The organism is Mesorhizobium norvegicum, assembly GCF_004919685.1.
Taxonomy (GTDB): Bacteria; Pseudomonadota; Alphaproteobacteria; order Rhizobiales; family Rhizobiaceae; genus Mesorhizobium; species Mesorhizobium norvegicum.
This window is the reverse complement of sequence record NZ_SMYZ01000063.1, coordinates 15,563-41,691: the sequence shown is the minus strand read 5'-3', so window position 1 is coordinate 41,691 and position 26,129 is coordinate 15,563. Positions and strand designations below refer to the sequence as shown.

The following is a 26,129-nucleotide window of genomic DNA, read 5'->3' as shown; positions in this document are numbered from 1 at the left end:
ATGTGGTGGCCGATTCGCGGCTTCTTTCAATGGTGGCATTTCGGCAACAGGCCCGGTCGTCGCCAGGTATCCACACTTGATGGTACCAATGTACCATGATACCAATAGGTTATGAACATCGAACGCGTTCAGACCGGGGTCCGCCTGGAAAAACGACTGGTGAAAGTGCTCAAGGCCTTGGCCGAGCATCGCGACATGAGCCTCGGCGATCTGATCGAAGGCATCGTGCTGCATGCTTTCGAAGGGCAGGCGCCGTTTTCACCAGCAACCCTGGAAACGATCAGCCAGTTGAAGCGCATCTACGGACTGGAGCTCGGCGCGGCGGACAGCCACCGCCTGACTGAGGGGGAAGGCGGATGACGAGCCATCTTGAGCGCAATCACAGCATCGTTCTTTCCGGGCCGATCGATCGCGTCTTCCCGTTGTTCACGCCGATCGGCGAGACCTTGTGGGTGGATGGCTGGGAGCCGGAGTTCCTGCATCCGCAAAGCGGAGAAACGCAGCAAGGCATGGTCTTCCGGACCGTCCACGGTGGTGAGACGACACTCTGGGCCTGCGCCGACTGGGATCCTGCCGGGCATCGTGTCCGCTATGTCAGGGTCACTCCGGATTCGCGTTTCGGGTTTGTCGAGGTGGCCTGCCGCCAGGTGACCGACGGCGGCACTGAAGCGTCGATTGCCTATACGTTCACGGCCTTGAACGCGGCAGGAAGGTCGTATCTGTCAGAACTGACGCAGGATGCGTTCGCGCATATGATCGAGGCATGGAAAGTCCGCATCGATGCGTGGCTGCTCACCGGCGCGTCAGCCGGACATCGCCACGCCTAAAAGGTGACGCGGCCGAGCACGCGCAGGCCATCGCCCTGCGGCTCGACGACCACGGCCTCGCCTTCGCGCGGCGAGATGCCGGTCAGTGCCACGATGTCTTCCAGATGGGTGACCATGACCAGATTGTCGGAGCCGGAATAGGCGCGGATCTCCTTCATGATCGCGGCGATCTGCGCGGCCTTCTGCGTCTCGTCGCCCTTCAGGAGATCCAGCGGTGCAAACAGTTCCGGCTCGGCCTCGAAGGCGATGCGGGCGGTGTCGAGGCAGCGGCAATAGCGGCTGGACAGCACGCGCTCGATCGGTGCCGCCCGAGCGGCAAACAGAGCGCCGATCTTGCTCGCCTGCTGCTTGCCGCGCGCCGACAGGTTCATCTGGGTGGCGCAGCTGTCGACGTCGAAATTGGCCGGATCGGTCGTGCCGGTGACCATGGCATGGCGAAGCAGCACGACATGGCCGCCATCGCGCAGCAGCGCCCAACCTGCATCCGTGGCGTGAGCCACGCGGGGGACAACAAGCAGGAACAACGCCAAGGCAAATCGAATCATCCGCTATCCTTCTCCGGTTCCCGGCAATGGGTTCCGGTGACAGGACATATAGGGACGGTAAAGCCGGCCGAAAGACAAGGCGCGGTCGGCGGTAAGCCTACTTCTTCGCCATCTGCTTCTTCACCAGATCGATCTTCTGGTCGGTGAGCGGGATGGGGATCGTGTAGCCGGCTTCGGTAAAGCCCTGCTTGGCGTTCTCGAAGAATTCGATCGCCTTTTGATATTCAGCCTTGCCGCCACCATAGCTGCCGCGGTTCCAATGGATGTCGCCGAGATTGTTCTGTTCGAAGGCCCACTGCATGGGCAGGCTTTCCCTGGTGAATACCTTCAGCGTCGCCGTGAAGGCGGCCTCGGCATCACCGAGATATTTGTCGGTGCGTTCGAGATTGCCGAGGTTGAGCAGGCTCATGCCGATGCCGTTCTGGGCGTTGGCCCAGTCGACCGGTGCCGCGTCGACGGTCAGCACTTCGAGTGCCGCCCTGCGGGCTGCGATGGACTCTAGCAAGGTCTTGGGGTCGGCATTGCTCATGCTCAGCCAATGCAGCGTCGATCCGAGGCCGGCCTGGGCCAACGCCCATTGGCGCGGATTCGTCTCGCGCTTATACTCGCGCAATGCATCGCGGTAAGCGTCGACCGCCTCGCTGTAATGCTCGGGCTTGTCGGTGACGCCGCCCAGAAGCTGCAGCGTGTTGCCGAGATTGTAGTGGCTCATTGCCCAGTCGAGAGGGAATTTCCGTCTGACATAGACCTGCCGGGCGGCCTGGAACGCCGCGGCCGACTGCTCCAGCTTGGCCGCGTCGCGGGTGCGCTGGCCAAGCGTCTGGTAGATCGAACCGAGATTGTTCTGCGCCGACGCCCAGTCCATCGGGAAACGCTGCCGGGTAAACACCGTCAGCGCATCGTCATAGGCGGCCGCGGCCTCCTCGAGCGCGCCGGTGCCCATATCGAAGCGGGCGACGCCGCTCAGCGCGTTGCCGAGGTTGAGCCGGCTGGTTGCCCACGAGACCGGGAAGGTTTCACGGGTTCGCACCTCGAGCGCGGCACGGAACGCGTCGGCCGCCTCGTTGATCTTCGCCTTGTCGTTGAGCTGAATGCCGAGCGACACCAGCGTGTTGCCGAGATTGTTCTCGACCATCGCCCATTCAACCGGCGCCTTTTCGCGCGTGTATTCCTCAAGTGCCAGCCGGTAGGCCGCCTCGGCTTGCGTCAGATGTTCGCCGGCGGCTTTGCGCTCGGACAGCGCATAGAGCGCCAGGCCGAGATTGTTCTGCGAAGCGGCCCAGTCGAGCGGCACTTTTTCACGCGGGCGCTTCTCCAATGTCGCGCGCATCGCCACCACCGCTTCGTTCAGGCGCTTCGGGTCGCTCTCGCGTTCGCCGATCTTCAACAGCACATTGGCCAGATTGTTCTGCGCGGCGGCCCAGTTGAGATCGTCCTTCTCGCGCTCGAACACGACGAGGGAATCGCGAAAGATCAGCGCTGCCTCTTCAAGGTGTGCGGTCTCCGTCTCGCGCTCGCCGATGGTCTGCAGCACCACCGCCATGTTGTTGCGGGTGATCGCCCAGTCGCGATTCTGTTCGCCATTGGGGATGAAGTTCAGGATGGTGCGATAGGCCTCGATGGAGCGCTGCAGCGCATCCAGGTCGCCAGTGGCGTAGCCGTAAGCGTTCAGCGCCTCGGCTTCCTGGTTCTTGTAGTTCCAGCGCAGCTTGTCGTCCCATTTTTCGGCCAGCGAAAACGCCTTGGCGTAGTCGCCGGCGGCGGACTTGTAGTCGAAGACCAGCGCCGAGGCACCGGCGCGTCTGGCGTAGATCGCGGCATCGGCAAGGCGCTTCTGCTTGACGAGATCCTCGGCCTCATCGACCGCATCGTTGGTCTGTTCGACCCGGCCGACCGCATCGTCGAGGAATTTCCGCGCCGTCACGATGGCGCCCTGGCCGATGGCCTTGTCGGCGGAGGCGACGAGGCGCTTGATCTCCGGATCGTCGGTGCGCAAAGCGGCGCGCTCGGACATCATCTTCTTCAGGCGCTCGGCCTGGGCGTCGAGCACCTTTTGCAGGTCGGATGGATCCTCAGGGATCTTTTCCGTGCCCAGCGCCTTCAGCACACCGTAGAGTGCATCGAGCGGCACGCCTTCCTGCAGCGAGACCAGTTCCACCTGCGCCCGTTTCGGGTCGGGCAGGTCGGAAATCGTCAGCAGCAGCTGGCGCCGCTCGCCGGTGATCAGCCCGTCGTCGCCGGTCGGCTCCGCTGGCGCGACACCGAAATAGAGCAGCCGGCGCAGGCTTTCATTGACCCATGGGCGCTGCCTTGCCTTGGTGTCGAGATAGACTTCTTCGGTCACCATGCGCATGACCGAGCCGAACTCGGTGCCCTTCATCGCCGCGAGGTGGCGCAGCAGGGCGGACGCGTAAGGGCTGTTTTCGCCGGCGGCGCCATCGAGCGCCGGACGACCCGGTTCGGCGGCAAAGCCGACCACCGTACCCAGGCTCGCGTCGGCCGCCGGCGCATTGCCGAGCGCCTTGGCGCCGCGCACCGGTTCCAGCCCGCCGGCACCAATCGGCGAGGCGGAAGCGGTCGGTGCGCGTCGCACCACGGCGTCCTGCGGGAACGGATTGGTGCGGCAGGCGTCGAGCAGCACGATCGTCACCGGCACGGTCTTTTTCAACGCGTCCATGACGGCGGAAATCGGCACCAAAGCCGCGTCGGCATCCTTCAGTGACGACACGTCGGCGTCGACCGGAACCAGATAGTTCTCGCCGCCGGCCTCGATGCCGTGACCGGAATAATAGATGAAGGCGACATCGGCGCCTTCGGCATCTTCCGTGAAACGCTCCAGGTCGCGCTTCAGCTTGGTGGCGTCGCGATCGGTGACGCTGCGGGCGTCGAAGCCGAGGTCGGTCAACATCTTGGCCATGTCGCGGGCGTCGTTGGCGGGGTTGGGCAGCGCTGCGATGTGTTCGTATTTCGACTGGCCGATGATCAGCGCCACGCCCTTCAGGCTTTTCGTCTCGGCAACTGCAAGCGCGGTCGCGGCAAGGCAAAGCAGTGCGGCGACGAAAGCCGTCAGCCACGCCTGCCGCAAAAGATTACACTTCGTGGTTTCGACAAAGGCCATTTGTCGTTGATGTCCGCCCTGATGATCCAAGCCCTCTATAATGCTGCCAGCCTACCATGATCAAATTCGGGCATGATCAAATTCGGGCGCGATTGCGCCGCGACCGTGGCTCGCCTATCACCGGAAACTCGCCTGTCACGGTAAAAATGTCTCCGCTCACCGAAACGGTCCTTTTCGTCTTCAGCCTTGTCGCGCTCGGCTATCTCGCCGGGTTCACCGGCTATTTGAAGCCGGCGAGCGGCGAGGGGATATCCGACTTCGCGGTCAGCGTGGCGATGCCATTGCTTTTGTTCCAGACCATGGTGAATGCCGATTTCCACGGCGTGGCACCTTGGCCGCTGTGGGGCGCCTATTTCGCGGCCGTTGCGATCACCTGGGCCGCCGGCCATGTCGTCACCACACGGATATTCGGGCGGGATGCACGCGCCGGTGTCGTCGGCGGCGTATCGTCGGCCTATTCCAATGTCGTGCTGCTCGGTGCCCCCTTCATCCTCGGCATATTCGGCCCGAGCGGCTTCGAAGTGCTGTCGCTGCTGGTCTCCGTGCACCTGCCGATTATGATGATGGCCTCGATCGTTCTGTTCGAGATGTTCGGCCGCGGCGGCGGCGAGCCCATGCATCCCTTGCGCATCATCCGCAGTTTCCTGAGGCGGCTGTTCATCAACCCGCTGATCATCGGCATTCTGGCGGGTCTCGCATGGCGCCTCAGCGGCGTGCCGCTGCCCGACCTTGTCATGCGGCTGGTCGATGCGCTGGCCGATACGGCCGGTCCGGTGGCGCTGTTTGCCATGGGCCTCAGCCTGCGCCGCTTCGGTATCTCCGGCAATGTCCGGCCGGCGCTGGCGCTTTCGGTGCTGAAGTTGTTCCTGATGCCGGCGCTGGTCCTTGCTTTCGTTTGGCTGCTCGGCCTGCCGCCGTTGACGGCCAAGGTCGCGGTCGTGGTCGCCGCGCTGCCGTCCGGCATCAACTCCTATCTCATCGCCGTGCAGTTCAACACCGGCCAGGCGCTGGCGTCGAACCAGATGACCATCGCCACGGCCTGCGCCGCCGTCACCACCGCTTTCTGGCTGACGGTTGTCGTGCAGGTTTTTGGATAGAATATTTGGGGCGATGCATGGCCGCCTGGCCTCGTCTCGCGCTGGCCTAACCCCTATATGCCATCTTGCGATTGCTTGCGGGCCTTGCCCTAGGTAAAGAGCAGTGGCTTCGGCGTGCCGGCTTCAGTCCATTCGCACGCTCACCAAAGAATTCATAGACCGGCCCGTCAGGGCGCCGAAACGGAGGATAGACCATGCTTCAGAAAACCAGCCATTTCATGCGGCAGGCCAATCTCATCAACGGCGAATGGGTGCAGGCCGACAGCGGCCAGACGGTCGACGTCAACAACCCGGCCACCGGTCTCAAGATCGGCACCGTGCCGAAGTCGGGCAAGGCCGAGACGCGCCGCGCCATCGAAGCCGCCGCCGCCGCCTTCATGTCTTGGCGCAAGACCACCGCGCTCGAGCGCTCGAAGCTGCTGCGCAAGCTGCACGACGCGATGATGGACAATCAGGATGTGTTGGCCGAACTGCTGACCATCGAGCAGGGCAAGTCGCTGTTCGAATCGAAGGGCGAGATCGGCTCTGCCGCGGCCTACATCCTGTGGTTTGCCGAGGAAGGCCGCCGCACCTATGGCGACGTCGTGCCGTCGCCATGGGCAGACCGCCGCATCCTGGTGACCAAGGAGCCGGTCGGCGTCATCGCCGCCATCACGCCGTGGAATTTCCCGTCCTCGATGCTGGCCCGCAAGCTCGGCCCGGCGCTCGCCGCCGGCTGCACCGCTGTGGTCAAGCCTGCGTCGCAGACGCCTTACTCGGGTCTCGCCTGGGGTGCGCTCGCCGAGGAAGTCGGCTTCCCCAAGGGTGTCGTCAACATCCTGACCGGTTCGGCCAGCGAGATCGGCGACGAGATCTGCGCCAATCCGCTGGTGTCGAAGATCACCTTCACCGGCTCGACGGAAGTCGGCAAGCTTCTCATCCAGAAGTCGTCGGTCACCGTCAAGAAGGTGTCGATGGAGCTCGGCGGCAACGCGCCGTTCATCGTCTTCGACGACGCCGACCTCGAGCGCGCGGTCGCCGGTGCGATCACCGCCAAGTACCGCAATTCCGGCCAGACCTGCGTCTGCACCAACCGCTTCCTTGTTCAGGCTGGTGTCTATGACAAGTTCGTCGAGAAGCTCGCTGCCGCCAGCAACGGGCTGAAGGTCGGGTCCGGCCTCGAGGACGGCGTGCAGCAGGGACCGCTGATCGACGAGAAGGCGGTCGAGAAGGTCGAGGAACTGATCGCCGACGCCACTTCCAAGGGCGGCAAGATCGTCGCCGGTGGCAAGCGCCATGCGCTCGGCGGTTCGTTCTTCCAGCCGACGGTCATCGCCAACGCGACACCCAAGATGCGCTTCATGAAGGAAGAGATCTTTGGCCCGGTAGCACCCGTGTTCAAGTTCGAGACCGAAGAGGAAGCCGTGGCACTCGCCAACGACACCGAATTCGGCCTCGCCTGCTATTTCTACACCGGCGATCTCGGCCGCGCCTTCCGCGTCATGGAAGGGCTGAAATACGGCATGGTCGGCGTCAATGAAGGCCTCATCACCACGCCGGAAGCGCCGTTCGGCGGCGTCAAGGAATCCGGCCTCGGCAAGGAAGGCGGACATCAGGGCATCGAGGACTATCTCGATACCAAATATGTCTGCATCGGCGGCCTCGGCCTCTGATAGGCTATCCCTGAGATGGGGAGGCCGATGGCCTGCCCATCTCGCGTGGGAAAACCAGCCGAAGTCTTCTGGATCAACTGGCATTTACGGGCATGGCGATGAAGGACGGCGAGGTTTTCGGCACGACGCAGGCAGGCGAGCCGGTGCGTCGCTTCACGATCAGGGGCGGCGGTATCACCGCCAACATCATCGGCCTGGGCGCGATCATCCAGGATTTGCGCCTGACCGGACACGATGCGCCGCTGGTGCTCGGCTATGACCGTCTGGAAAGCTACGAGACGGATACGGCCTTCTTCGGTGCCGTCGTCGGCCGCTATGCCAACCGCATCCGCGATGGCCGCTTCACCATCGCCGGCAATCGCTACCAGACCGAGCCGAATTTCCTCGACAAGCATACGCTGCATGGCGGCTCGCAAGGCTACTCCCACCGGCCGTGGACGGTTTCCTTGCATGGCAGGGATTTCGTCACGCTGACCCTGCACGATCCCGACGGCACGATGGGCTTTCCCGGCGCGCTTGATGTCACCTGCACCTACCGGCTGAAGATCCCCGGCACGCTCAGCGTCGAGCTGACCGCCACCTGTGAGGAGCCGACGCTGTGCAATCTCACCCAGCATTCCTACTTCAACCTGGATGATGGCGGCGCCGGCGACATTCTCGACCACAGGATGATGCTGAATGCCGGCGCCTACCTGCCGGTCGATGGCGACATGATCCCGACCGGGGTGGTCAAGCCGGTTGACGGCACGCCGTTCGATTTCCGCCAGGCGCGGCCGCTGCGCATGGAGACCGAGGGTGAACAGCTGCCCTACGACCAGAATTTCTGCCTTGCTTCGGCACGCGGGCCGCTCAAGCAGGCGGCATGGACGCAAGGCGCCAGTTCCGGTGTCGAGATGGAGGTCTGGACCACCGAGCCCGGCGTTCAGCTCTATACCGGCCAGTATGTGACGCCGCGCACCGGGCTGGAAGGGCGGAACTACAAGGCATTTTGCGGTTTCTGCCTGGAGCCGCAGATTTGGCCGGATGCGCCGAACCGGCCCTATTTCCCGCAGGCAACGCTGTGGCCGGGCGCGATCTACCACCACGTGACGGAATACAGATTCCGCCTGCCCTAGTTTTCAGACCTTAGCCTTCGAATGCCGCTCGCAGCGTCTCGAACGGCGCTAGCGCGCCGCGTACCTGCACCACGGCGGCGGCGACGCGATGGGCACGGCGCGCGGCTTCCAGCGGGTCGTGGCCGGCAAGTCGAGCCGCAAGGTAGCCGCCGTTGAAGGAATCACCGGCGCCCGTCGTATCGGCGGGAGCTGCGACATGGATCGCCGGGACTTCGCGTAATGTTCCTCGTTGGGCAACCAGCGCCGGCGCTTCGCCGTTCTTGACGACGACCTCTTTGACCATTTGCCCTAGCCGTTCCGCGGTCGCCTGCGGCGCTTCATCGCCGAACAGCATCTGCTCGTCGGGGAAGGTCGGCAATGCGATGTCGGTGACGGCAAGGGCTTCGATGATCGCTGCCTGCGCATCCTCGCGCCTGCGCCAGAGCCGCAGCCGGTAATTGGGGTCGAAGGCGACAAGTGAACCGGCCGAGCGCGCCTTGGCGACGGCCATCAGCAACGCGGCGCGCGCGGCATCGTCCAGAATTGCCAAAGTGATTCCGGAAAAGTATACAAGCGCCTGATTTTCCAGGTTTTTCGACAGCGCAGCCGGATCCGAGGCGAGCTGTCGCGCGGCGGCATCGCCGCGCCAATAGGTGAAGGAACGCTCGGCGCCGGTCAGCGTGATGGCATAGAGACCGGGCCGTGCGCCCGCTATGACCGGGCTGGAGCCGATGCCGATGCCGTTCTCGGCGAAGAAATCGATCTGGCCTTGCGAGAAGGGATCGTCGCCGAAGGCCGAGACATAGGTTGCCGGCCGCTCAGTGCTCAACGCATGCAGCGCCCACAGCGTGTTGAACGTGTCGCCGGCGAAGCCCATGCACCAGTTCGGTCCCGTCTGGCCCGACAGTTCGAGCATGCATTCGCCGATCGAGGCGATGCCGGTTCCCGCCATCTACAATCCTCCAGTGATCTCGGTGCTGTAGCTTTTTGCCAACGGCAGCGCCATGCTTGGCAAGCAGGGTTTTTTCCGCCACAGCGTTTTCCCACAGGCTGGCGGGATGCGATCCGTTCGGCAGAGCGTTGTCTGCAGAAGAGGAACCGGTTTGGCATCACTATGGCGCTATCTTCTGGCAGGTCTTGGTCTGGCTGCCTTGCTGGTCGGCATTCTAGCGGTCGTCTATCTGACGGCGCCGCGGTCGGCGCAGCCTGCCGGCCCGGATGTCTCGCGGACGAAGAAAACCGACAACGGGCTGTACATGGCGAGCTTCGTGCCGGAACGGGGCGTGGTGCGGCAGGGCGAACTGGAATCCTGGCTGCTGACCCTGAAAACAAAGACAGGGGCTTCGGTGGAGCGAGCCGCGATCGCCATCTCCGGCGGCATGCCGCAACACAATCACGGCCTGCCGACCAGCCCGCAGGTCACCGATTACCTGGGCGAAGGCCGTTACCGCATCGAGGGGCTGAAATTCACCATGAGCGGCTGGTGGCAACTTCGCTTCGCCATCTCGTCCGGCGCCGGCTCCGACACAGTACTGTTCAACGTGGTGCTGTGAGCGATCGATGAAGCGCCTTTTCTGCTTTCTGGCGCTGATGGTCGCCGTCATCCTCGCCGGTTGCGGCAAGCCTGACTTTTCCGACGCCGAGAAGAAGACCATCGCCTCGCTGGCGCTGTCGAGGTTGCCGCCACTGAAGCCCGACACCACCAACCGCTTTGCCGACGTGCCGGCCGCCGCCGCACTCGGCTCGACGCTGTTCTTCGACCTCGGCATGAGCCGCGACGGCACGGTTTCGTGCTCGACCTGCCACAAGATCGACCGCCAGTTCCAGGACGACCTGCCGCAAGCGGTCGGCGTCGGCCACACCAACCGGCGCACCATGCCGCTGGCCGGCGTGGCGCGCGATCCCTGGTTCTTCTGGGACGGCCGCCGCGACAGCCTGTGGGCGCAAGCGCTGACGCCGCTCGAAAATCCGCTGGAGCAGGCGGGAAACCGCGCCGCCTACGCGCATTACATCAAGGCGCGCTTCGGCGAGCGCTATGAGCGCATCTTCGGTCCGCTGCCTGACTTTTCCGGCATGCCGTTGAATGCCAGCCCATTGGGAACCGACGCCGAGAAGGCTGCCTGGAACGCGATGAGCGGCCCGCAGCGTGATGCCATCAACGGGGTGTTTGCCAATATCGGCAAGGCGATCGCTGCCTTCGAACGCTCGATCGAGCCGGCGCCGACGCGCTTCGACCGCTTTGCGTTGGATCTCGCCACAGGCGCCGAGCCGAAGGGCGATGCGGTCTTTACGCGGGAAGAAATCCTTGGGCTGAAACTGTTCATCGGCAAGGCCAATTGCGTGACCTGCCACGATGGCCCGCGCTTCACCGACAACAGCTTTCACAACACCGGCGTGCCGCCGGTTGCGGATCTGCCGCCGGATCGCGGCCGCATCGATGCGGTGCACCAAGTCGAGGCCGACCCGTTCAACTGCTTCGGCGCCTATCGCGATGGCGACGCCAGCGCCTGCGGCGAGTTGCGCTTCATGGTCAAGGATGCGCCGCAACTGATCCGCGCCTACAAGACGCCGTCGTTGCGCGGTGCGGCAACGCGACCGCCCTATATGCATGCCGGGCAGTTTTCGTCGCTCGACGAGGTGGTGGCGCACTACGCCAAGGCTGCACCCAGCGTCGAGGGAACGTCCGAAGTTCACCCGCTGGAGCTGTCGGATCGTGAGCGCGGGGCTCTGGTGGCGTTTTTGAAGACGCTTTCGGAGTGAGATGATATAGTGGCACCGCTTCACACAGATTGCCGATGTTGGCGCCGCCCCTCATTGTCCTGCCGGACATTTCTCCCCGTATAGTGACGGGGAGAAAGACCCCGCCATGACCGGTTTCGCCAATTTTCAGCGTTGCAGGGAGAGCGCCGGCGTTTGGGCAAGCTCCCTTCTCCCCGTCACTATACGGGAGAAGGTGCCGGCAGGCGGATGAGGGGCAGCGCAAACCTGCAAAAAGGTCTATCTATCCTTGACCGTCTCCATCGCCACGAAGGTCGAGGTCTGGGCGACATGGGGCAGGGCCGAGATGCGCTCGCCCAGGACGCGGCGATAGGCGGCGATATCCCGGGTGCGGACCTTCAGCAAATAATCGAAGCTCGAAGCCATCATGTGGCACTGCTCGATCTCCGGCACGGCCTGTACGGACCGGTTGAAGGCGTCGAGTGCTGCGGATCGGGTGTCGGACAATTTCACCTGGACGAAAGCGACATGGCCTTCGCCCATGCGCTCGCGGTCGATGATCGCCTGGTAGCCCCTGATGTAGCCGTCCTTCTCCAGCCGCTTCACCCGCGCCTGCACCGGCGTCTTCGACAAGCCGACCTTCGCCGCCAGTTCGGACATGGAAAGCCGGCCATCGCTTGCCAGCGCTGCGAGGATATTCCTGTCGATGCGGTCCAATTGGTCTTCTGTCATCGAAAGCGCAGTCCATATGTCAATTTCAGGCCACCAGGATAGATTGAATGACCTGCAATGTCGATTTCTTTGGACCGGCCGAAATTTCGCATTTGTGCTAGCTTGCGCCATTCGGTCCGGTGCCCGCCGGCCCGCTCCCTGATGCTCGCTCCGCAGGACCGCCATGCCGCTCGATACCATCCGCCAGCAGATCCGCGCCAATTACCTGCCCGATGAAGACGAGGCCGTGAAGCGGCTGGCCGAGGCGACGGGCCTTTCAGTGAAAGACCGCAAGGCGATCTCGGCCCGGGCCGCCGATCTGGTGCGGGCGGTGCGCGGCTCGTCGGATCCTCGCCTGATGGAAGTCTTCCTCTCCGCCTACGGTCTTTCCACCAAGGAAGGCGTGGCGCTGATGTGCCTGGCCGAGGCGCTGTTGCGCGTGCCCGACACCGAGACCATGGATGACCTCATCGCCGACAAGATCGCGCCGCATGACTGGTCGGCGCATTCGGGCGGTTCGAGCTCCATCTTCGTCAACGCCTCGACATGGGCGCTGATGCTGACCGGCCGCGTCCTCGATGAGGGCGAGGGCGGCATCGAGGGCACGCTGCGTTCTATGGTGCGGCGGCTGGGCGAGCTGGTCATCCGCAAGGCGGTAGCCGCCGCCATGCGCGAGATGGGCGAGCAGTTCGTGCTCGGCCGCACCATCGCCGAAGCCGTCAAGCGCGGCCGGCCGATGACGCAGAAAGGCTATCTCTATTCCTTCGACATGCTGGGCGAGGCGGCCCGCACCGAGGCCGACGCCTTGCGCTACCACAAGGCCTATGCCGACGCGATTTCCTCGCTGGATGCCGGTTCCAATGGTCCTGATATCCGGCAGAACCACGGCATCTCGGTCAAGCTTTCGGCGCTGCATCCGCGCTACGAGGTGGCGCAGAGGGATGAAATGCTGCCGGTCATGGCCGAGCGGCTGCTGTCGCTGGCACTGGCCGCGCGCCATTCGCGCATGGGCCTCAACATCGACGCCGAGGAGGCCGACCGCCTCGATCTGTCGCTCGACGTCATCGAGCGGGTGCTGGCCGAGCCGGAACTCGCCGGCTGGAACGGGTTTGGTGTGGTGGTGCAAGCGTATGGGCCACGCGCGGCCTTCGCCATCGACTGGCTCTACGCGCTGGCGAAGAAATACGACCGCAACATCATGGTGCGGCTGGTCAAGGGGGCCTATTGGGACACCGAGATCAAGCGGGCGCAGACGCTCGGACTGTCAGGCTATCCCGTCTTCACCCGCAAGACCAACACCGACGTTTCCTACATGGCTTGCGCGAAGAAGCTGCTGTCGATGACCGACCGCATCTATCCGCAATTCGCCACCCACAACGCCCACACCGTCGCCGCCATCCTGTCGATGACGGAGAATCGCGATTCCTTCGAGTTCCAGCGCCTGCACGGCATGGGCGAGGCGCTGCACGAGACGGTGCGACGGTCCGAAGGCACGCGCTGCCGCATCTATGCACCGGTCGGTGCGCATTCCGATCTGCTGGCCTATCTGGTCCGCCGGCTGCTGGAGAATGGCGCCAATTCCTCCTTCGTGCACCAGCTGACCGACGAGGACGTCGAGCCGGAGGACATTGCGCGTGATCCGCTCGAAACGGTCGAAAGCCAGGGTCCGGCCGCCAATCCGGCGATCGCCCGGCCTTCCCAGATTTTTGGCGCCGGCCGTCGCAACTCGAAGGGTTTTGATATCACCGACACGGTGACGCTGGCGGCGATCGATAAGGCCAAGGCTGCCTTCGCCGGGCCGGATCGTTGGCATGCCAAGCCGATCACCCGTGCCGCCGGCTACGGCAAGCAGCGTCCGATCGTCAACCCGGCAAAGCCTTCCGAGGTGGTCGGCACGGTCAGCGAGGCTACCGCCAAGCAAGTGGCGACCGCCGTGCGCATCGCGGTGGAAGCGCAACCTGCCTGGGCGAAGCGTCCCGTGGCCGAGCGCGCGGCCATCCTCAACCGCGCCGCCGATCTCTATGAGGCGAATGCCGTCGAGTTCTTTGCACTCGCCACCCGGGAAGCCGGCAAATCGCTGGCCGACGGCGTCGCCGAAGTGCGCGAGGCCGTCGACTTCCTTCGCTACTACGCCACTGAGGCGGCCAATGCGGAGGCGGGCACGCAAGCGCGCGGCGCCATCGTTTGCATTTCGCCGTGGAATTTCCCGCTCGCCATCTTCACCGGCCAGATCGCCGCGGCGCTGGTCACCGGCAATTCGGTTATCGCCAAGCCGGCCGAGCAGACGCCGCTGATCGCCTTTCGCGCCGTCGAACTGCTGCGCGAGGCCGGCGTGCCGGAAGACGTCATCCAGCTTCTGCCCGGCGACGGCCCGTCGGTCGGCGGGCCGCTCACCGCCGATCCGCGCATTGCCGGCGTCTGCTTCACCGGCTCGACCGAGGTCGCCAAGCTGATCGAGAAACAACTGGCCGAGACCGCCGCGCCCGATGCCATGCTGATCGCCGAGACCGGCGGCCTCAACGCCATGATCGTCGATTCCACCGCGCTGCCCGAACAGGCGGTGCGCGACATCCTGGCCTCGGCCTTCCAGAGTGCCGGTCAGCGCTGCTCGGCGCTGCGCGTGCTCTACGTGCAGAAGGACGTCGAGAAGAAGATGCTGGAGATGCTGAAGGGCGCCATGGAAGCGCTCAGCATCGGTGATCCCTGGCGGATTTCGACGGATGTCGGCCCGGTTATCGACGACGAGGCGCAAAGCTCGATCCGCGACTACTGCACGAAAATGGGTCTGCAGGGCAGGCTGATCGCCAAGCTCGAGGCGCCGAAGGAAGGCCGCTTCGTCGCTCCGCACGTCTTCCGGGTCAAGGGTATCGAAGACATGGAGCGCGAAGTGTTCGGGCCGGTGCTGCATGTCGCTACCTTCGACGCCGACGAGATCGATGCGGTCATCGCTGCCATCAACCGCAAGGGCTATGGCCTGACCTTTGGCCTGCACACCCGCATCGAGGGCCGGGTGCAGCATTTCGTCGACGGCATCCATGCCGGCAACATCTATGTCAACCGCAACCAGATCGGCGCCGTCGTCGGTTCGCAGCCGTTTGGCGGCGAGGGGCTTTCCGGCACCGGTCCGAAGGCCGGCGGTCCGCACTATCTCAGGCGCTTCCGCAAGGGGCCGGAGGCCGGCACCCATTTGCAGGATGGCCATAAGGTGACGGCGACCGAACTTGCCGACAATCTGCCCGATCCCACGCTTGGCGGCTGGTCGACGCGGCCCGACCGGATCGCCATTCTGAGGAAGCATCTGCGCGGCAAGGGTGCCGCGGCCATAGGTGCCGCCGCCGGGATCGACTTCGGCCAGGTCGACCTGCCCGGGCCGACCGGCGAGGCCAACACGCTCTCGCTGTCGCCACGCGGACGGGTGCTGTGCCTCGGTCCTGATGGCGACACGCTGCTCGCGCAGACCATCCAGGCGCTCGCCGCCGGCAATGCGGTGCTGGCGGTGGCGCCCGGCGCACCGGCAGCCCTTTCCGCATTGACCGGCAAGGGCCTGCCGCTTGCCGCAATCGACGGGCGGCCGGATCCGGTCGAAGCGCGCTCGCTGCGCGTCGATGTCGTCGCTTTTTCGGGCACGCCCGAGGCCGCGCGCATCGTGCGCAAGGTCATCGCTGATCGCACGGGCCCGATCGTGCCGCTGGTCAGCGAGGTGCTGAATCCGGCCGCCTATGCACATGAACGGGCTGTCTGTGTCGACACCACCGCCGCGGGCGGCAATGCGAGCCTGCTGGCTGGAGCTTGACCCCGGCCAGTATCTACGCGCCTTCGACGACCGAAAACCCCTCGAACTGGGGGTGGCCGAGATAGTGGACTTTCGTCGTGCCGACATTTCTATGGGCGGCACGGAAATTCTCCGACTTGGTCCAGGCGATAAAATCATCATGGCTCGCCCACACGGTGTGCGACGCAAACAGCGTGTAGCCTTCGGTCTCGTTGACCGGGCCACGCAACAGGTGGAATTCCCGAAAACCCTTCATCTCCGCGAGGCTGGAATCGCGGTTTTTCCACACGGCTTCGAAGTCGTTCTCCGAGCCGGTCTGCACCTTGAAGCGGTTCATGGCGATGTACATAGGGTTCCTTTCAGCGGTTTTGAACTTTGACGATCGATGGATGGCATAACGCGGCGATGGAGGCTCAGAACGGGCCGATTGGTGCTTTGAACCGCCAGCTTGACATTCCGGTCTCCGGCGGAATGGGAGGGAAGGGTGCCTGTTTTCGCACCAGCTCCAACGCGAATTGATCGAGCTCCGGAGAGCCTGAGCTTTTGGCAAGTTGCAAGTCGCTGATGTTTCCGTCGGCCAGCACCACAAATGCCACCATAGCGTTGTTGCGGGCTGTCGTTTGCGCCGCTTTCGAAACGCGGCGATTGGCGCGAGCCAATTTGCTGGCCACCTCGCCGCTATAGCGAGACGCCGCCGCGTTGCCGGTATCGGCTTGTTTTCTGCCTTTGCTGGCAATTGCCGCCTTGATTTCCTGGCCATCCGCTGTGCCGCGCTTCTCATATGGTTCGCTTGCAGTTGCCGGGGCAACTGCCGGAGTTGGCCTGGCGCTGGGTATCGGCGGCTGCTCCGGAACGACCACAGGCGCCTCGGCGCTCCCGGCCTGAACGGTCGGCTGCGCCGGCGTTTCGGTCTTGGGAGCCACGCTCTGGTCATCGGGGCGTGGGGCACCGGCCACCAATATGTCCGGCGTCACCGCTGGCTGTTTGACAGGTTCCGGCAAAGGCTTGAGCGGCGGCTTCGCCGCTTCCTTCGCGGGTTGGGAGGGCTCCGTTGGCGGCGACGGCTTGGCTGGCTTTACCGGCTCTGGTTTCGTCGGTTGCGGGTTCGGCACCAGCGCAACATTTATGGCCGCAGGGTCCTTGTCCAGCGCGCTGCCGACCACGTTGGCGCCCGACTGATCACTGCCTTCCGACTGCATTGCGTCCTGGAAACTGGATGTCCCCGAGGGCGAGATCAGAAAAGTCGCTGCCACCGCGGCATGGAGCAGGCAGGAGACGACGATCGCTGCCGTCCATTTGCGATTCCAGGCCGATGGCCGCGGCAGCGCAAGCGGCTCGGTCGGTTTTATGGCCAGCTCGGCGCTGGCGTCTGGGAGGGGGCTGATATCCTGCATGTCTCGCCGCGAGACCTGCAGCGACAAGAGCAGAATTGTCAAATCAAGATCGTTCGCCGGCGGCGGCAGTCGGCCGTGGCCGGCGATTGGCCGCGCCACGGTATTTTGCTGGAATGCGGGATGCAGTCCCACCTTAGACGCCGAAAGCGATACCGGTCTTGGTGTTCGTCTTCAGCTTGCGCACGCAGGCATTCGGTTCGACACCGGTTCCGGTGCATTCGGTCGCGCTGTTGATCAGCACGCGGCTGACTTTCGAGCACTCGGCGCCAGCCAGATCGAAACGCGTCACCTTGGTCTTGCCCGCCGGCAATTCCTTGAAGTCGAGCACGGTCAGCCGCTCGACGACGCCGGCCTCGTTGAACAAAGCGATCTCGAACGCAGCCTTGGACAGGTCGGCGCCGAGATTGTTGTTGACCACGAACGTCAGGCGGCAACCCTTGTCGGAAGGTTGCGCACCGTTGAGTTCGAGGGTCAGCGCGGGGACCGGCGCGGACTCTTGTGCCCACGCCGGAACCATCGCAAGCGACATCGCCAGCGTCGAGGTCAGCAGACAAAGGGATGTCGTCAAGCTCGTCATTGTCGTCAGCCTCCAAACCGCATGGTTGCCGCCAGCTTCAATGTGATGCCGGGCTCATAGGCCGCGAAGACCGGGGTTGGGCCTGACGTGTTGATATTGAGCGGGTTGGCATATTTCACGTCGAACAGATTGTCGGCGCGGAAATCGATCTTCAGATTGTCCGTGGCCTGGTAGCTGGCGAAGGCATTGACCAGCGTGTAGTCCTCGGCGATCGGATTGCCCCTGGGCTTGCCGTTGTATTGCACTTCGCCGCCGACAGTCAGCTTATCCTCGAGGAAGCGCAGCCCGAGCTGCGCGGTAACCTGGGAGGAGGGGATGGTCAGCAGGTCAGCCCGAACGCCCTTGTAGGAAATGGTGTGACCATTGGTGATTGAAGCCGAGAGCCCGGCATAGCCCCATCCGGCATCATAGACGCCCTCCAGTTCGAAGCCGTCGATCTTGGCCTTGGCAAAGTTCTGGTACTGGAAGCATATCGGGATACCGGGTCCGCTCGGGCAACCGGCGGTCGGATCAAACCGCGACAGGGTGACACCACCGATGTAGTCGTCCACATCGTTGTTGAAATAGGCTGCCTTGATGCGCAGCGCATCGCCAGCTTCGAGGATGTCGTTCTGCTTGTAGTTCACACCGAATTCGACGGTCTTTCCGGTTTCCGGCCGCAGATTGGGGTTGGGCAGGAACGGGAAGGTGACGCCCGCCGGATGGCGACCGCTGATCAGTGTTTCCGACAGGGATGGCGACCGGTATCCTTCGGCATAAGTGCCGTAGAATTGCAGGCCGGCAAGGCTGGCGCTTTCGAAAGGCGAGACGCCGACGGTGATGCGCGGCGACAACCGGTCCCCCGATGTTTCGTGTGTGTCATCCTTGAGGCTGTAATTGTCGTAACGCAGCCCGGCGATGACTTCGAGCCACTCCCAGGTGAGCTTGTCCTGGACATAGGCGCCAGAAACGTTGCGCTTGCCCGACGGCGTGTAGAAACTGTCGCCACCGGCGGTGCCGCCGGTCTTGACGTTGTCGCCAACCCAGTCGCCGCCATAGGTCAGTTCATGCGCGATGGCAGCAGTCTCGAATCTGGACGTGTTCCAGATGTCGATGCTGGTCGTGCCGATGTCGAAGGTCGACGTTGAGCCTGCCGGCAGCACTATGGGAAGGCCGGTGGTTGGATCAAACCGGTTGAGAGGCACGAGGCTGGTCAGATCGAGATTGGTCTTGTTGTAAGAGGTGTTGATGTGGAGATCGAGCCAGCTCTTGTCCTCATCCGTGATGTTGTAGCGGGCCGTGAAGGTGTTCGACTTCAGGTCGACGTCATTGACCGGCACGCCGCCGCTGATCTCGTTCCAGCCGTCGCTTGAGCCGACCCAGCCGAGCTTCAGTTCACTGTTGTCGGTCGGCCGGATGGTGGTCTTGAGCAGGCCGCTCAGCACGTCGAAGCCGGTGCCCTTGACCGTGTCGCCGCCGCCATCCTTGTAGTCGTCATAGTTGCGGTAGACGATGTTGCCCAGCGCATCCCAGTTCTCGTTGAAGCGATAGGCGCCGGATGCGCTGGTGGTCCAACCCTTGCCGTTGCTCTCATAGCGTCCCGTTACCGAAGCGCCCCACGTTTCTTCCGGCTTGAGGAAGTCTGTGGCGTCCTTGGTGTCGAAGAAGACGACGCCGCCGATGGCGCCTGAGCCGTAGGTGTTGGCGACAGGACCGCGGATCACGTCGACGGATTTGACGAGCTCGGGGTCGATGTAGAAGGTCGACTGGGTGCCGTGGTCGGAACGCTGGAAATTCTGACGGGCGCCGTCGACGATGACCGCGACACGACCGAAATCCTGCAAGCCGCGAATGTTGATGCTGGTGCTGACGCGCCTGGCGTCGGCTTGCGCGGCGACACCGGGCACGCCGAGCAACATCTCGTTCGGCGTTGTCGCCATGCGGCGGTCGAGCTGTTCCTGATCGACATGGCTGGCCGACGCGAGCGATTCGATCGCCGTCTCGCCGGTGCGGCTGATGACGAGGATCTTGTCGAGCAGCGTTGCGCCCGCTTGTGCCGCCTTTTCTTCGTCAGCCTTCTTCGTTTGATCTGTCTGCTGGTCCGCCGCCTGCTGAGCGTTGGCCAGTTGCGCCGACAAGGCGATCGCCGCCACACCTGCCAGCAAAGCCGCCGCGCCGTTCGCCGCCGACCGGCCGCGCCATTCCCAAGTCATCAACCCCATGCCCCAACTCCAAAGTCCAGGTTTCATGCTGGCTGGCCCGGGGCTGGCTGGCATTTTTGATCGTGTCCGGCGTCTTAAATCTTGACTCATTTAATCCGGTATTGCACTGACTAATAAACATGATTATTCAAGTCAAGAAATGAATCGGATTACGCAACGCCTAGCCAGACGCCCGGCACAGGAAAGGGATCGATCCAGATGAACACCCACAATCCCAACGATTTTCGCTATCGCGTCCGCCGCGCCGACGATGCCTCCGCCCGTTTCGACCGGGTTCCGCTGTCGGTGCGAACCCTGTCCAGCAACACCCTATTCCAGGGCGAGCACGAGATCGGCATCGAGCATCATGGCGCGCTCTACCGGCTGAAGATCACCCGCCAGGGCAAGCTCATTCTCAACAAGTAAGACAAGCAGTAGGGACGAGACATGGACCAGCGCGTAAAACCCGCCCCGCATGAAATCCGGCGGGCACGGACAGACAATCCGAAGACGCGCGAGCGTGATCTCGCTGCCCAGCTCGGTATTTCGGAAGCCGAGCTGGTCGCCGCGTATTGCGGCGACGGCGTCGTCCGCATCGAGCCGCGCGTCAACGATCTTTTGACCGGCCTCGAAGCCGTCGGCGAGGTCATGGCGCTGACCCGCAACGAAAGCGCGGTGCATGAAAAGATCGGCGTCTATGACAAGGTCGTCACCGGCAACCACAATGCCATGGTGCTTGGCGAAAACATCGACCTGCGCATCTTCCCGAAAGTGTGGGCACACGGCTTTGCCGTGGAAAAGCGCGATGGCGATGAAATCCGCCGCAGCCTGCAGTTCTTCGACGCGGCAGGCGAGGCCGTGCACAAGGTGCACCTGCGGCCGGCCTCCAGCCTCTATGCCTATCAGAAGCTGGTCGCCGCGCTCGAATCGTCCAACCAGGAGCCGACGTCCGACATTTCAGGGCCGCTCCCCGATGACGAGATCCATGGCGACGAAGCGACCGCCAATCTCGACGATCTGCGCGACCGCTGGAGCCGGCTGACCGACGTGCACCAGTTCTTCGGCATGCTGAAGACGCTGAAGCTCAGCCGCCGCCAGGCGGTGCGCATGGTCGGCCAGGACTATGCCTGGCTGCTCGACAATGATGCGGTCAGGGCCATGTTCCATCATGCCGCGGACGGCGAGATGCCGATCATGTGCTTTGTGGGCAACCGCGGCTGCATCCAGATCCATTCCGGTCCGATCAAATCCATCAAGCCGATGGGGCCATGGATCAACGTGCTGGACGAAACCTTCCACCTGCACCTGCGAACCGACCATATCCATGAGGTCTGGGCCGTGCGCAAGCCAACCAAGGACGGTCATGTCACCTCGCTCGAGGTCTATGACGCCGACGGCAAGATGATCATCCAGTTCTTCGGCAAGCGTCATGAAGGCGAAAGCGAGCGTGACGACTGGCGGTTCCTGGCGGAAAACCTGCCGCGCATTCCAAGCCCCACCGCAGCCTGAGGACTATAGAAATGGTTTCCTTTTCCAGACTGGCGCCTGTCCTCAGCTTGGCGCCCGTTCTAAGATCGGCAATGGGGCCGGCGATCGGTCTTTGCCTGGCTTTTGTGGCGCTGCAACCTGCTGGCGCCACCGAAGGCACGGCCGTGTTTGCCGATCCCTCGAAGATTGCCGCCATTGGCGGCTCGATCACCGAGATCGTCTATGCGCTCGGCGAGGAGAAGCATCTGGTGGCGCGCGATTCCACCAGCCGGTACCCAAAGGCAGCGCTTGAGCTGCCTGATGTCGGCTACATGCGCGCGCTGTCACCGGAAGGCGTGCTGTCGGTCGACCCGACCGGCATCCTGGCGCTGCATGGCAGCGGTCCCAAGGAAGCCGTCGATGTCTTGAAGAAGACGAGCGTTCCGTTCATCGAAGTGCCCGAGCACTATAGCCACGAAGGCATCCTCGAGAAGGTCCGCATCGTCGGCAAGGCGCTCGGCGTCGATGCCAAGGCCGAGGTGCTGGCCAAGGAGCTCGATGCCAAGCTCACGGCAGCCGAACGGCAGACGGCGTCGATCAAGGAGCGCAAGCGCATCCTGTTCGTGCTGTCGATACAGGGCGGTAAGATCCTGGCGGCCGGCAGTGAGACCGCCGCCGACGGCATGGTCAAGCTGGTTGGCGGCGTCAACGCGGTCGAGGGCTTTTCCGGTTACAAGCAAATGTCCGACGAGGCGATCATAACCGCCAGGCCGGACGTGATCCTGATGATGAGCAATGCCGGGCCTCCGGTATCGGACGACGAATTGTTCGGTAATCCGTCTGTTGCCTCGACGCCGGCCGGAACGGCGCGCAAGCTGATCCGCATCGATGGCGGCTATCTGCTCGGCTTCGGGCCACGCACCGCCGATGCCATCCACGACCTCGCTGTCTCGCTTTATGGCGGGCAGGTCACGGACTGAGCAGGCAGATCATGGTCGATCAATCGATCGCCGGTCCGGTGACGGCGAGCGCATCCGAAGGCGACCGGTCGGGCCGCGCCCGTATCGTCATTCTTCTGCTGTGCCTGGGGCTCGCGGCTGCCGTTTTCCTGTCGCTGACATCGGGGGCGTCGGACGCATCGGCCGTCAACGTCATCGGCGGCTGGCTGTTCGGCACAGTGCCTGATAACGCCGCGTTGAGCGCCCGCGACAGCCTGATCGTCTACGACATCCGCTTGCCGCGCATCATCCTCGGCATGCTGGTCGGCGCGGCGCTCGCAGTCTCCGGCGCGGTCATGCAGGGGCTGTTCCGCAATCCGCTGGCCGATCCCGGCCTGATCGGCGTTTCGGCCGGGTCGAGCCTTGGAGCGGTTGCCGTCATCGTGCTCGGCGCCACAATATTGGCTCCGGTGACAGCCTTGCTCGGCACGCTTGCGCTGCCGCTGGCGGCCTTCTGTGGCGGGCTCGCCACGACGCTGGTGCTTTATCAGGTCGCGACGCGGCGGGGGCAAACCTCGGTTGCCACGATGCTGCTCGCCGGCATCGCACTGGCGGCGCTCGCCATGGCGCTGACCGGCATCCTCATCTTCATGGCCGACGATCGCCAGTTGCGCGACCTGACCTTCTGGCAACTCGGATCGCTCGGCGGCGCGACCTGGGCGAAGATCGCCTCCGTCGGGCCGATCATCGTGCTGGCGCTGGCGGCGATGCCGTTTCTGGCACGAGGCCTCAACGCGCTTGCGCTGGGCGAGGCGACCGCCGGCCATCTCGGCATTCCGGTGCAGCGGCTGAAATACACCGCCATCGTCGGCGTCTCGGCGGCGGTCGGCGCATCCGTTGCCGTCAGTGGCGGCATCGGCTTTGTCGGCATCGTGGTGCCGCATCTGCTGCGTCTGCTGATTGGTCCGGACAATCGCTACCTGCTGCCGGCGTCCGCACTGCTCGGCGCCTCTCTGCTGCTGCTGGCCGATGCGGTCGCGCGCACCATCGTGGCGCCGGCCGAACTGCCGATCGGCATCGTCACCGCGATTGCCGGGGCGCCGTTCTTCCTTTGGATCCTGCTGCGCAAGCGCGGCGTAGTCGACCTGTGAGGCCTGGATGATCGAGGCAAGGGACGTTTCGGTTGATATCGCCGGCAAGCCTATCGTCGCCGGTGTCGATTTCCACGCGCGCCCCGGCGAGATCGCCGCCATCGTCGGCCCCAATGGTTCGGGCAAGACGACCTTCCTCAAGGCGCTTTCCGGCGAACTTGCCTACACCGGGCGTGTCGCGCTCAACGGCCGCGATCTCTGCGCGATGAAGCCGGTCGAGACCGCCGTCCAGCGCGCGGTGCTGCCGCAGGCGACGACGCTGTCGTTCCCGTTCACGGTGCGAGAAGTGGTCAAGCTTGGTCTTGTCGGCGGCCGCTCGGGCGTCTTGCCGGGCGAGGATGCGCGGCTGCCGGAACGGGCGCTGGCGCGCGTCGATCTCGACGGCTTTGCCGGACGTTTCTACCAGGAACTTTCGGGTGGCGAGCAGCAGCGCGTCCAGCTTGCGCGCGTGCTGTGCCAGGTCTGGGCACCTGTGCTCGACGGCAAGCCGCGCTATCTCTTCCTCGATGAGCCGGTTTCCAGCCTCGACATCAAGCACCAGCTGATCATCATGAACATTGCCCGCGACTTTGCCAGAAGGGGCGGCGGCGTGGTTGCCATCCTGCATGACCTCAATCTCACGGCCATGTATGCCGACCGGATCTTCGTCATGCATCGCGGCCGGCTGGCCGCCACGGGGTCGCCGCAGGACGTGCTGAGCGATGATCTGATCGAAAAAGTGTTCGACTGCCGGCTGAGGGTCGGCGTGCTACCGGCAGGCAACATGCCGTTCGTGCTGCCCCAGTCAGCGGCCTAGGTTATTGCAGTAGGCCTAGCCAGGCCACGACGTGGCCAAGTTCAGGCAGCCGGGGCGCGGCGCTCCATCAGCATGTCGATGCCGAGCAGGTTGCGCACATTCGGGCGCGCCGCCACCAGATCGGCGATGGTGTAGCGCGACAGCACGGCGAAGAACGCGTTCAGCGCCTCGCGTAGCGCCGAATTCAGCGCGCAGCTGTCGACCAGCGGGCATTCAGCGGCATCGTTCTCGAAGCATTCGGCCATGGCGAAGCTCTCTTCCGTCACGCGCACGACATCGAACAGGCTGATGGTTTCGGCCGTCCGGCCAAGCTTGACGCCGCCATTCCTGCCGCGCACGGTCTGGACCAGGCCGTGCTCGACAAGCGGCTGCAGGATCTTGAACAGGAAAAGCTCCGACACCGAATAGGCGGCCGCGATCTCGGGGATGCGGCTCAACCGGTCATCATTGGCCGCGCAATACATCAAGATGCGCATGGCATAGTTGGTCTGGCGCGTAAGCCGCATTTTGTCCTCACAAGGCACTGGTGCGGTGCAACCACGCCAGATCTGGAAATTTTGCTGATGCGGCTTTGACCCGAAATTCCGGATTCGCCACATTGGCCTCGTCCGAATATGGCCTATACCTTGGAACAATTCCAGACTAGCTTCGACCAATAGATGAATTTTCTCCTCAACTTTGTGTGCGCGCCCGAGCAAGATTCGGCGCGAAACCGGCTGTCGCGGGTATTTTGGCAGTCAAACCACTAAATAGGCTGAGATCGACGAGGAGCGGCTCACCCCATGTCACAATCGGCTTCGTCCCTGGCGCCTGTTCGTTTCGATGCCGACGCGGATGCCAAGCTTTCCGCGTTGCGACGGACAAAATTCGTCGCGGCGGCGGCGCTGGCGCTTTGCGTGCTGGTGTTTGCGCTCGCCAAATCATTCGAGCACACCTATCCGTGGCTCGGCTTCGTCGCTGCCTTTGCCGAGGCGGCGACCATCGGCGGGTTGGCCGACTGGTACGCGGTGGTGGCGCTGTTCCGGCGGCCGCTGGGGCTGCCGATCCCGCACACCGCCATCATCCCCGAGAACCAGCACCGCATCGCCGACAATCTTGGCCGCTTCATCGAGGTCAACTTCCTGGCGCCCGAACCGGTGCGTGAAAAGCTCGCCGAGGTCGATTTTTCGGCGCTGGTCGCCGACTGGCTGGCCGATACCGAACGCGCCGCCGGCCTGTCGCGCTTCGTCGTGCGGCTGGTGCCGCAGACGCTGGCCGCCGTCGAGCAATCCGGCCTGCGCGGCTTCGTCACCAGCCGCATGCTCGAACAGATCGAGAAGGTGCCGCTGGCGCCGCTGGCCGCCGAGCTGCTCTCAGCCCTGACCGATGATCGCCGCCACCAGAAACTGTTCGACGAATTCACCAAGGTGATCGGCCGGTTCCTCAACGACGAACAGGCGCTGGCGACGATGCGCGAGAAGATCCGCGAGGAACTGCCGTCGCTGTTCAACCTATTCAGAGCCGACGCCTATCTCCTGAAGAAGATCGTCGCCTCGGCCGGCTCGCTGCTCGATGAGGTGAGGGCCGATCCCGACCACCCGATGCGTGCCGAGTTCGACCGTTTCGCTCAAGGCTTCATCGAAAAGCTCAGGACATCGAAGCAATATGCCAAGCGCGCGGAGAAGCTGAAGCGCGATTTCCTGGCCCGGCCGGAAGTCAAGGGATTGGCCGGCGACATGTGGGCAAGCCTCAGCCAGTTCATCGAGCAGGACGCCAAGGCGCCGAATTCGGTTATCCGCGCGCATCTCGCCAACATGTTCGTCGAGGTCGGGCGGCATCTTGCCAGCGATGCGCAGATCAGGGCCGACATGAACCAGGGGTTCGTGGTGGCGCTGGCGTCGTTCGTGGAGAGCCAGAAGAGCGGCGTGTCGACATTCATCGCCGACCAGGTCAAGCGCTGGGACCTTGCGCAGCTGACGCGGCTGATCGAGATGAACATCGGCAGGGATCTGCAATACATCCGCTTCAACGGCATGATCATCGGCGGGCTCGCCGGTGTCGTGCTCTATGTGGCCGAGCGGCTGTTCCTCGTGAATTGATGCGCGGCCAGACT

Annotated in this window: 23 protein-coding genes; 14 read left to right on the top strand and 9 right to left on the bottom strand. The window is 63.8% G+C overall.

What is annotated here, in order from left to right:
* Positions 1-111 precede the first annotated feature (111 nt).
* Positions 112-360, top strand: a complete 249-nt coding sequence (locus FCU66_RS25425) for a hypothetical protein (RefSeq protein ID WP_136620503.1) — start codon at positions 112-114, stop codon at positions 358-360.
* The gene (locus FCU66_RS25420) at positions 357-827 is read left to right on the top strand and encodes an SRPBCC family protein (protein ID WP_136620502.1); all 471 of its coding nucleotides are present in this window, start codon (positions 357-359) and stop codon (positions 825-827) included. The genes FCU66_RS25425 and FCU66_RS25420 overlap by 4 nt, the downstream gene beginning before the upstream one ends.
* Here FCU66_RS25420 and FCU66_RS25415 read toward each other — a convergent pair.
* Positions 824-1,372: a histidine phosphatase family protein gene (locus FCU66_RS25415; RefSeq protein ID WP_136620501.1), complete on the bottom strand. Its 549-nt coding sequence runs from the start codon at positions 1,370-1,372 to the stop codon at positions 824-826. The genes FCU66_RS25420 and FCU66_RS25415 overlap by 4 nt on opposite strands.
* Before the next feature lie 97 nt (positions 1,373-1,469).
* Positions 1,470-4,490, bottom strand: a complete 3,021-nt coding sequence (locus FCU66_RS25410; RefSeq protein ID WP_136620500.1) for a caspase family protein — start codon at positions 4,488-4,490, stop codon at positions 1,470-1,472.
* Positions 4,491-4,636: 146 nt separating this feature from the next.
* Between FCU66_RS25410 and FCU66_RS25405 the strand changes: the two genes are divergently transcribed.
* The 3 genes from FCU66_RS25405 (at position 4,637) to FCU66_RS25395 (ending at position 8,354) form a co-directional block, all read left to right on the top strand.
* Positions 4,637-5,587: an AEC family transporter gene (locus tag FCU66_RS25405; protein ID WP_136620499.1), complete on the top strand. Its 951-nt coding sequence runs from the start codon at positions 4,637-4,639 to the stop codon at positions 5,585-5,587.
* Positions 5,588-5,781: 194 nt separating this feature from the next.
* Positions 5,782-7,239, top strand: coding sequence for an NAD-dependent succinate-semialdehyde dehydrogenase (locus FCU66_RS25400; RefSeq protein WP_136620498.1), 1,458 nt, complete (start codon positions 5,782-5,784; stop codon positions 7,237-7,239).
* A 92-nt stretch (positions 7,240-7,331) separates the two neighbouring features.
* Entirely contained in the window at positions 7,332-8,354 is a 1,023-nt protein-coding gene (locus tag FCU66_RS25395; RefSeq protein WP_136620497.1) for an aldose epimerase family protein, read from the top strand.
* Between the two features lie 10 nt (positions 8,355-8,364).
* On the opposite strand, the gene FCU66_RS25390 is transcribed toward FCU66_RS25395, so the two are convergent.
* A complete protein-coding gene (locus FCU66_RS25390; protein WP_136620496.1) occupies positions 8,365-9,285 on the bottom strand; it encodes a sugar kinase in 921 nt (306 codons plus the stop codon).
* Positions 9,286-9,436: 151 nt separating this feature from the next.
* On the opposite strand from FCU66_RS25390, the gene FCU66_RS25385 reads away from it, so the two are divergent.
* Complete coding sequence (locus FCU66_RS25385) at positions 9,437-9,886, top strand: FixH family protein (protein WP_136620540.1); 450 nt, start codon at positions 9,437-9,439, stop codon at positions 9,884-9,886.
* Between the two features lie 7 nt (positions 9,887-9,893).
* Positions 9,894-11,093, top strand: coding sequence for a cytochrome-c peroxidase (locus FCU66_RS25380; protein WP_136620495.1), 1,200 nt, complete (start codon positions 9,894-9,896; stop codon positions 11,091-11,093).
* A 237-nt stretch (positions 11,094-11,330) separates the two neighbouring features.
* On the opposite strand, the gene FCU66_RS25370 is transcribed toward FCU66_RS25380, so the two are convergent.
* A complete protein-coding gene (locus FCU66_RS25370; protein WP_056596145.1) occupies positions 11,331-11,783 on the bottom strand; it encodes an Lrp/AsnC family transcriptional regulator in 453 nt (150 codons plus the stop codon).
* 163 nt (positions 11,784-11,946) lie between these two features.
* On the opposite strand from FCU66_RS25370, the gene putA reads away from it, so the two are divergent.
* Entirely contained in the window at positions 11,947-15,555 is a 3,609-nt protein-coding gene (putA, locus tag FCU66_RS25365; protein WP_136620494.1) for a bifunctional proline dehydrogenase/L-glutamate gamma-semialdehyde dehydrogenase PutA, read from the top strand.
* A 13-nt stretch (positions 15,556-15,568) separates the two neighbouring features.
* Here putA and hmuQ read toward each other — a convergent pair whose 3' ends face one another.
* The 4 genes from hmuQ to FCU66_RS25345 all read right to left on the bottom strand — a co-directional run bounded on the left by hmuQ (position 15,569) and on the right by FCU66_RS25345 (position 19,706).
* The gene (gene hmuQ / locus FCU66_RS25360; protein ID WP_027039045.1) at positions 15,569-15,883 is read right to left on the bottom strand and encodes a heme-degrading protein HmuQ; all 315 of its coding nucleotides are present in this window, start codon (positions 15,881-15,883) and stop codon (positions 15,569-15,571) included.
* A 64-nt stretch (positions 15,884-15,947) separates the two neighbouring features.
* Entirely contained in the window at positions 15,948-16,955 is a 1,008-nt protein-coding gene (locus FCU66_RS25355; RefSeq protein WP_342778200.1) for an energy transducer TonB family protein, read from the bottom strand.
* Positions 16,956-17,061: 106 nt separating this feature from the next.
* Positions 17,062-17,505, bottom strand: a complete 444-nt coding sequence (locus FCU66_RS25350) for a hypothetical protein (RefSeq protein WP_136620493.1) — start codon at positions 17,503-17,505, stop codon at positions 17,062-17,064.
* Positions 17,506-17,510: 5 nt separating this feature from the next.
* Positions 17,511-19,706 (bottom strand): TonB-dependent hemoglobin/transferrin/lactoferrin family receptor, encoded by a 2,196-nt coding sequence (locus FCU66_RS25345; protein ID WP_136620492.1) that lies wholly within the window; start codon positions 19,704-19,706, stop codon positions 17,511-17,513.
* A gap of 198 nt (positions 19,707-19,904) precedes the next feature.
* Here FCU66_RS25345 and hemP point away from each other — a divergent pair, with 198 nt between their 5' ends.
* The 5 genes from hemP to FCU66_RS25320 all read left to right on the top strand — a co-directional run bounded on the left by hemP (position 19,905) and on the right by FCU66_RS25320 (position 24,037).
* On the top strand, positions 19,905-20,111 hold the full coding sequence (hemP, locus tag FCU66_RS25340; RefSeq protein ID WP_136620491.1) for a hemin uptake protein HemP: 207 nt from the start codon (positions 19,905-19,907) through the stop codon (positions 20,109-20,111).
* 21 nt (positions 20,112-20,132) lie between these two features.
* Positions 20,133-21,194 carry a hemin-degrading factor gene (locus tag FCU66_RS25335; RefSeq protein WP_136620490.1) on the top strand — a complete coding sequence of 354 codons (1,062 nt, stop codon included), beginning with the start codon at positions 20,133-20,135 and terminating at the stop codon, positions 21,192-21,194.
* A 71-nt stretch (positions 21,195-21,265) separates the two neighbouring features.
* The gene (locus FCU66_RS25330) at positions 21,266-22,132 is read left to right on the top strand and encodes a heme/hemin ABC transporter substrate-binding protein (protein WP_136620538.1); all 867 of its coding nucleotides are present in this window, start codon (positions 21,266-21,268) and stop codon (positions 22,130-22,132) included.
* A gap of 11 nt (positions 22,133-22,143) precedes the next feature.
* A complete protein-coding gene (locus tag FCU66_RS25325; RefSeq protein ID WP_136620489.1) occupies positions 22,144-23,241 on the top strand; it encodes a FecCD family ABC transporter permease in 1,098 nt (365 codons plus the stop codon).
* A 7-nt stretch (positions 23,242-23,248) separates the two neighbouring features.
* Positions 23,249-24,037 (top strand): heme ABC transporter ATP-binding protein, encoded by a 789-nt coding sequence (locus FCU66_RS25320; RefSeq protein WP_136620488.1) that lies wholly within the window; start codon positions 23,249-23,251, stop codon positions 24,035-24,037.
* 41 nt (positions 24,038-24,078) lie between these two features.
* On the opposite strand, the gene rirA is transcribed toward FCU66_RS25320, so the two are convergent.
* Positions 24,079-24,543, bottom strand: a complete 465-nt coding sequence (rirA, locus tag FCU66_RS25315; protein ID WP_136620487.1) for an iron-responsive transcriptional regulator RirA — start codon at positions 24,541-24,543, stop codon at positions 24,079-24,081.
* A gap of 276 nt (positions 24,544-24,819) precedes the next feature.
* On the opposite strand from rirA, the gene FCU66_RS25310 reads away from it, so the two are divergent.
* Positions 24,820-26,115, top strand: coding sequence for a DUF445 domain-containing protein (locus FCU66_RS25310; protein ID WP_136620486.1), 1,296 nt, complete (start codon positions 24,820-24,822; stop codon positions 26,113-26,115).
* Positions 26,116-26,129: the final 14 nt, after the last annotated feature.

Bases quoted from the DNA above. Each gene is read 5' to 3' on its own strand.
- FCU66_RS25425 (WP_136620503.1), top strand. From the start codon at position 112: ATGAACATCGAACGCGTTCAGACCGGGGTCCGCCTGGAAAAACGACTG.
- FCU66_RS25415 (WP_136620501.1), bottom strand. From the start codon at position 1,372: ATGATTCGATTTGCCTTGGCGTTGTTCCTGCTTGTTGTCCCCCGCGTG.
- FCU66_RS25420 (WP_136620502.1), top strand. From the start codon at position 357: ATGACGAGCCATCTTGAGCGCAATCACAGCATCGTTCTTTCCGGGCCG.
- rirA (WP_136620487.1), bottom strand. From the start codon at position 24,543: ATGCGGCTTACGCGCCAGACCAACTATGCCATGCGCATCTTGATGTAT.
- FCU66_RS25370 (WP_056596145.1), bottom strand. From the start codon at position 11,783: ATGACAGAAGACCAATTGGACCGCATCGACAGGAATATCCTCGCAGCG.
- FCU66_RS25345 (WP_136620492.1), bottom strand. From the start codon at position 19,706: ATGGGGTTGATGACTTGGGAATGGCGCGGCCGGTCGGCGGCGAACGGC.
- FCU66_RS25350 (WP_136620493.1), bottom strand. From the start codon at position 17,505: ATGACGAGCTTGACGACATCCCTTTGTCTGCTGACCTCGACGCTGGCG.
- FCU66_RS25335 (WP_136620490.1), top strand. From the start codon at position 20,133: ATGGACCAGCGCGTAAAACCCGCCCCGCATGAAATCCGGCGGGCACGG.
- FCU66_RS25400 (WP_136620498.1), top strand. From the start codon at position 5,782: ATGCTTCAGAAAACCAGCCATTTCATGCGGCAGGCCAATCTCATCAAC.
- FCU66_RS25410 (WP_136620500.1), bottom strand. From the start codon at position 4,490: ATGGCCTTTGTCGAAACCACGAAGTGTAATCTTTTGCGGCAGGCGTGG.
- FCU66_RS25325 (WP_136620489.1), top strand. From the start codon at position 22,144: ATGGTCGATCAATCGATCGCCGGTCCGGTGACGGCGAGCGCATCCGAA.
- FCU66_RS25395 (WP_136620497.1), top strand. From the start codon at position 7,332: ATGGCGATGAAGGACGGCGAGGTTTTCGGCACGACGCAGGCAGGCGAG.
- putA (WP_136620494.1), top strand. From the start codon at position 11,947: ATGCCGCTCGATACCATCCGCCAGCAGATCCGCGCCAATTACCTGCCC.
- FCU66_RS25380 (WP_136620495.1), top strand. From the start codon at position 9,894: ATGAAGCGCCTTTTCTGCTTTCTGGCGCTGATGGTCGCCGTCATCCTC.
- FCU66_RS25405 (WP_136620499.1), top strand. From the start codon at position 4,637: ATGTCTCCGCTCACCGAAACGGTCCTTTTCGTCTTCAGCCTTGTCGCG.
- FCU66_RS25390 (WP_136620496.1), bottom strand. From the start codon at position 9,285: ATGGCGGGAACCGGCATCGCCTCGATCGGCGAATGCATGCTCGAACTG.
- FCU66_RS25310 (WP_136620486.1), top strand. From the start codon at position 24,820: ATGTCACAATCGGCTTCGTCCCTGGCGCCTGTTCGTTTCGATGCCGAC.
- FCU66_RS25330 (WP_136620538.1), top strand. From the start codon at position 21,266: ATGGGGCCGGCGATCGGTCTTTGCCTGGCTTTTGTGGCGCTGCAACCT.
- FCU66_RS25320 (WP_136620488.1), top strand. From the start codon at position 23,249: ATGATCGAGGCAAGGGACGTTTCGGTTGATATCGCCGGCAAGCCTATC.
- hmuQ (WP_027039045.1), bottom strand. From the start codon at position 15,883: ATGTACATCGCCATGAACCGCTTCAAGGTGCAGACCGGCTCGGAGAAC.
- hemP (WP_136620491.1), top strand. From the start codon at position 19,905: ATGAACACCCACAATCCCAACGATTTTCGCTATCGCGTCCGCCGCGCC.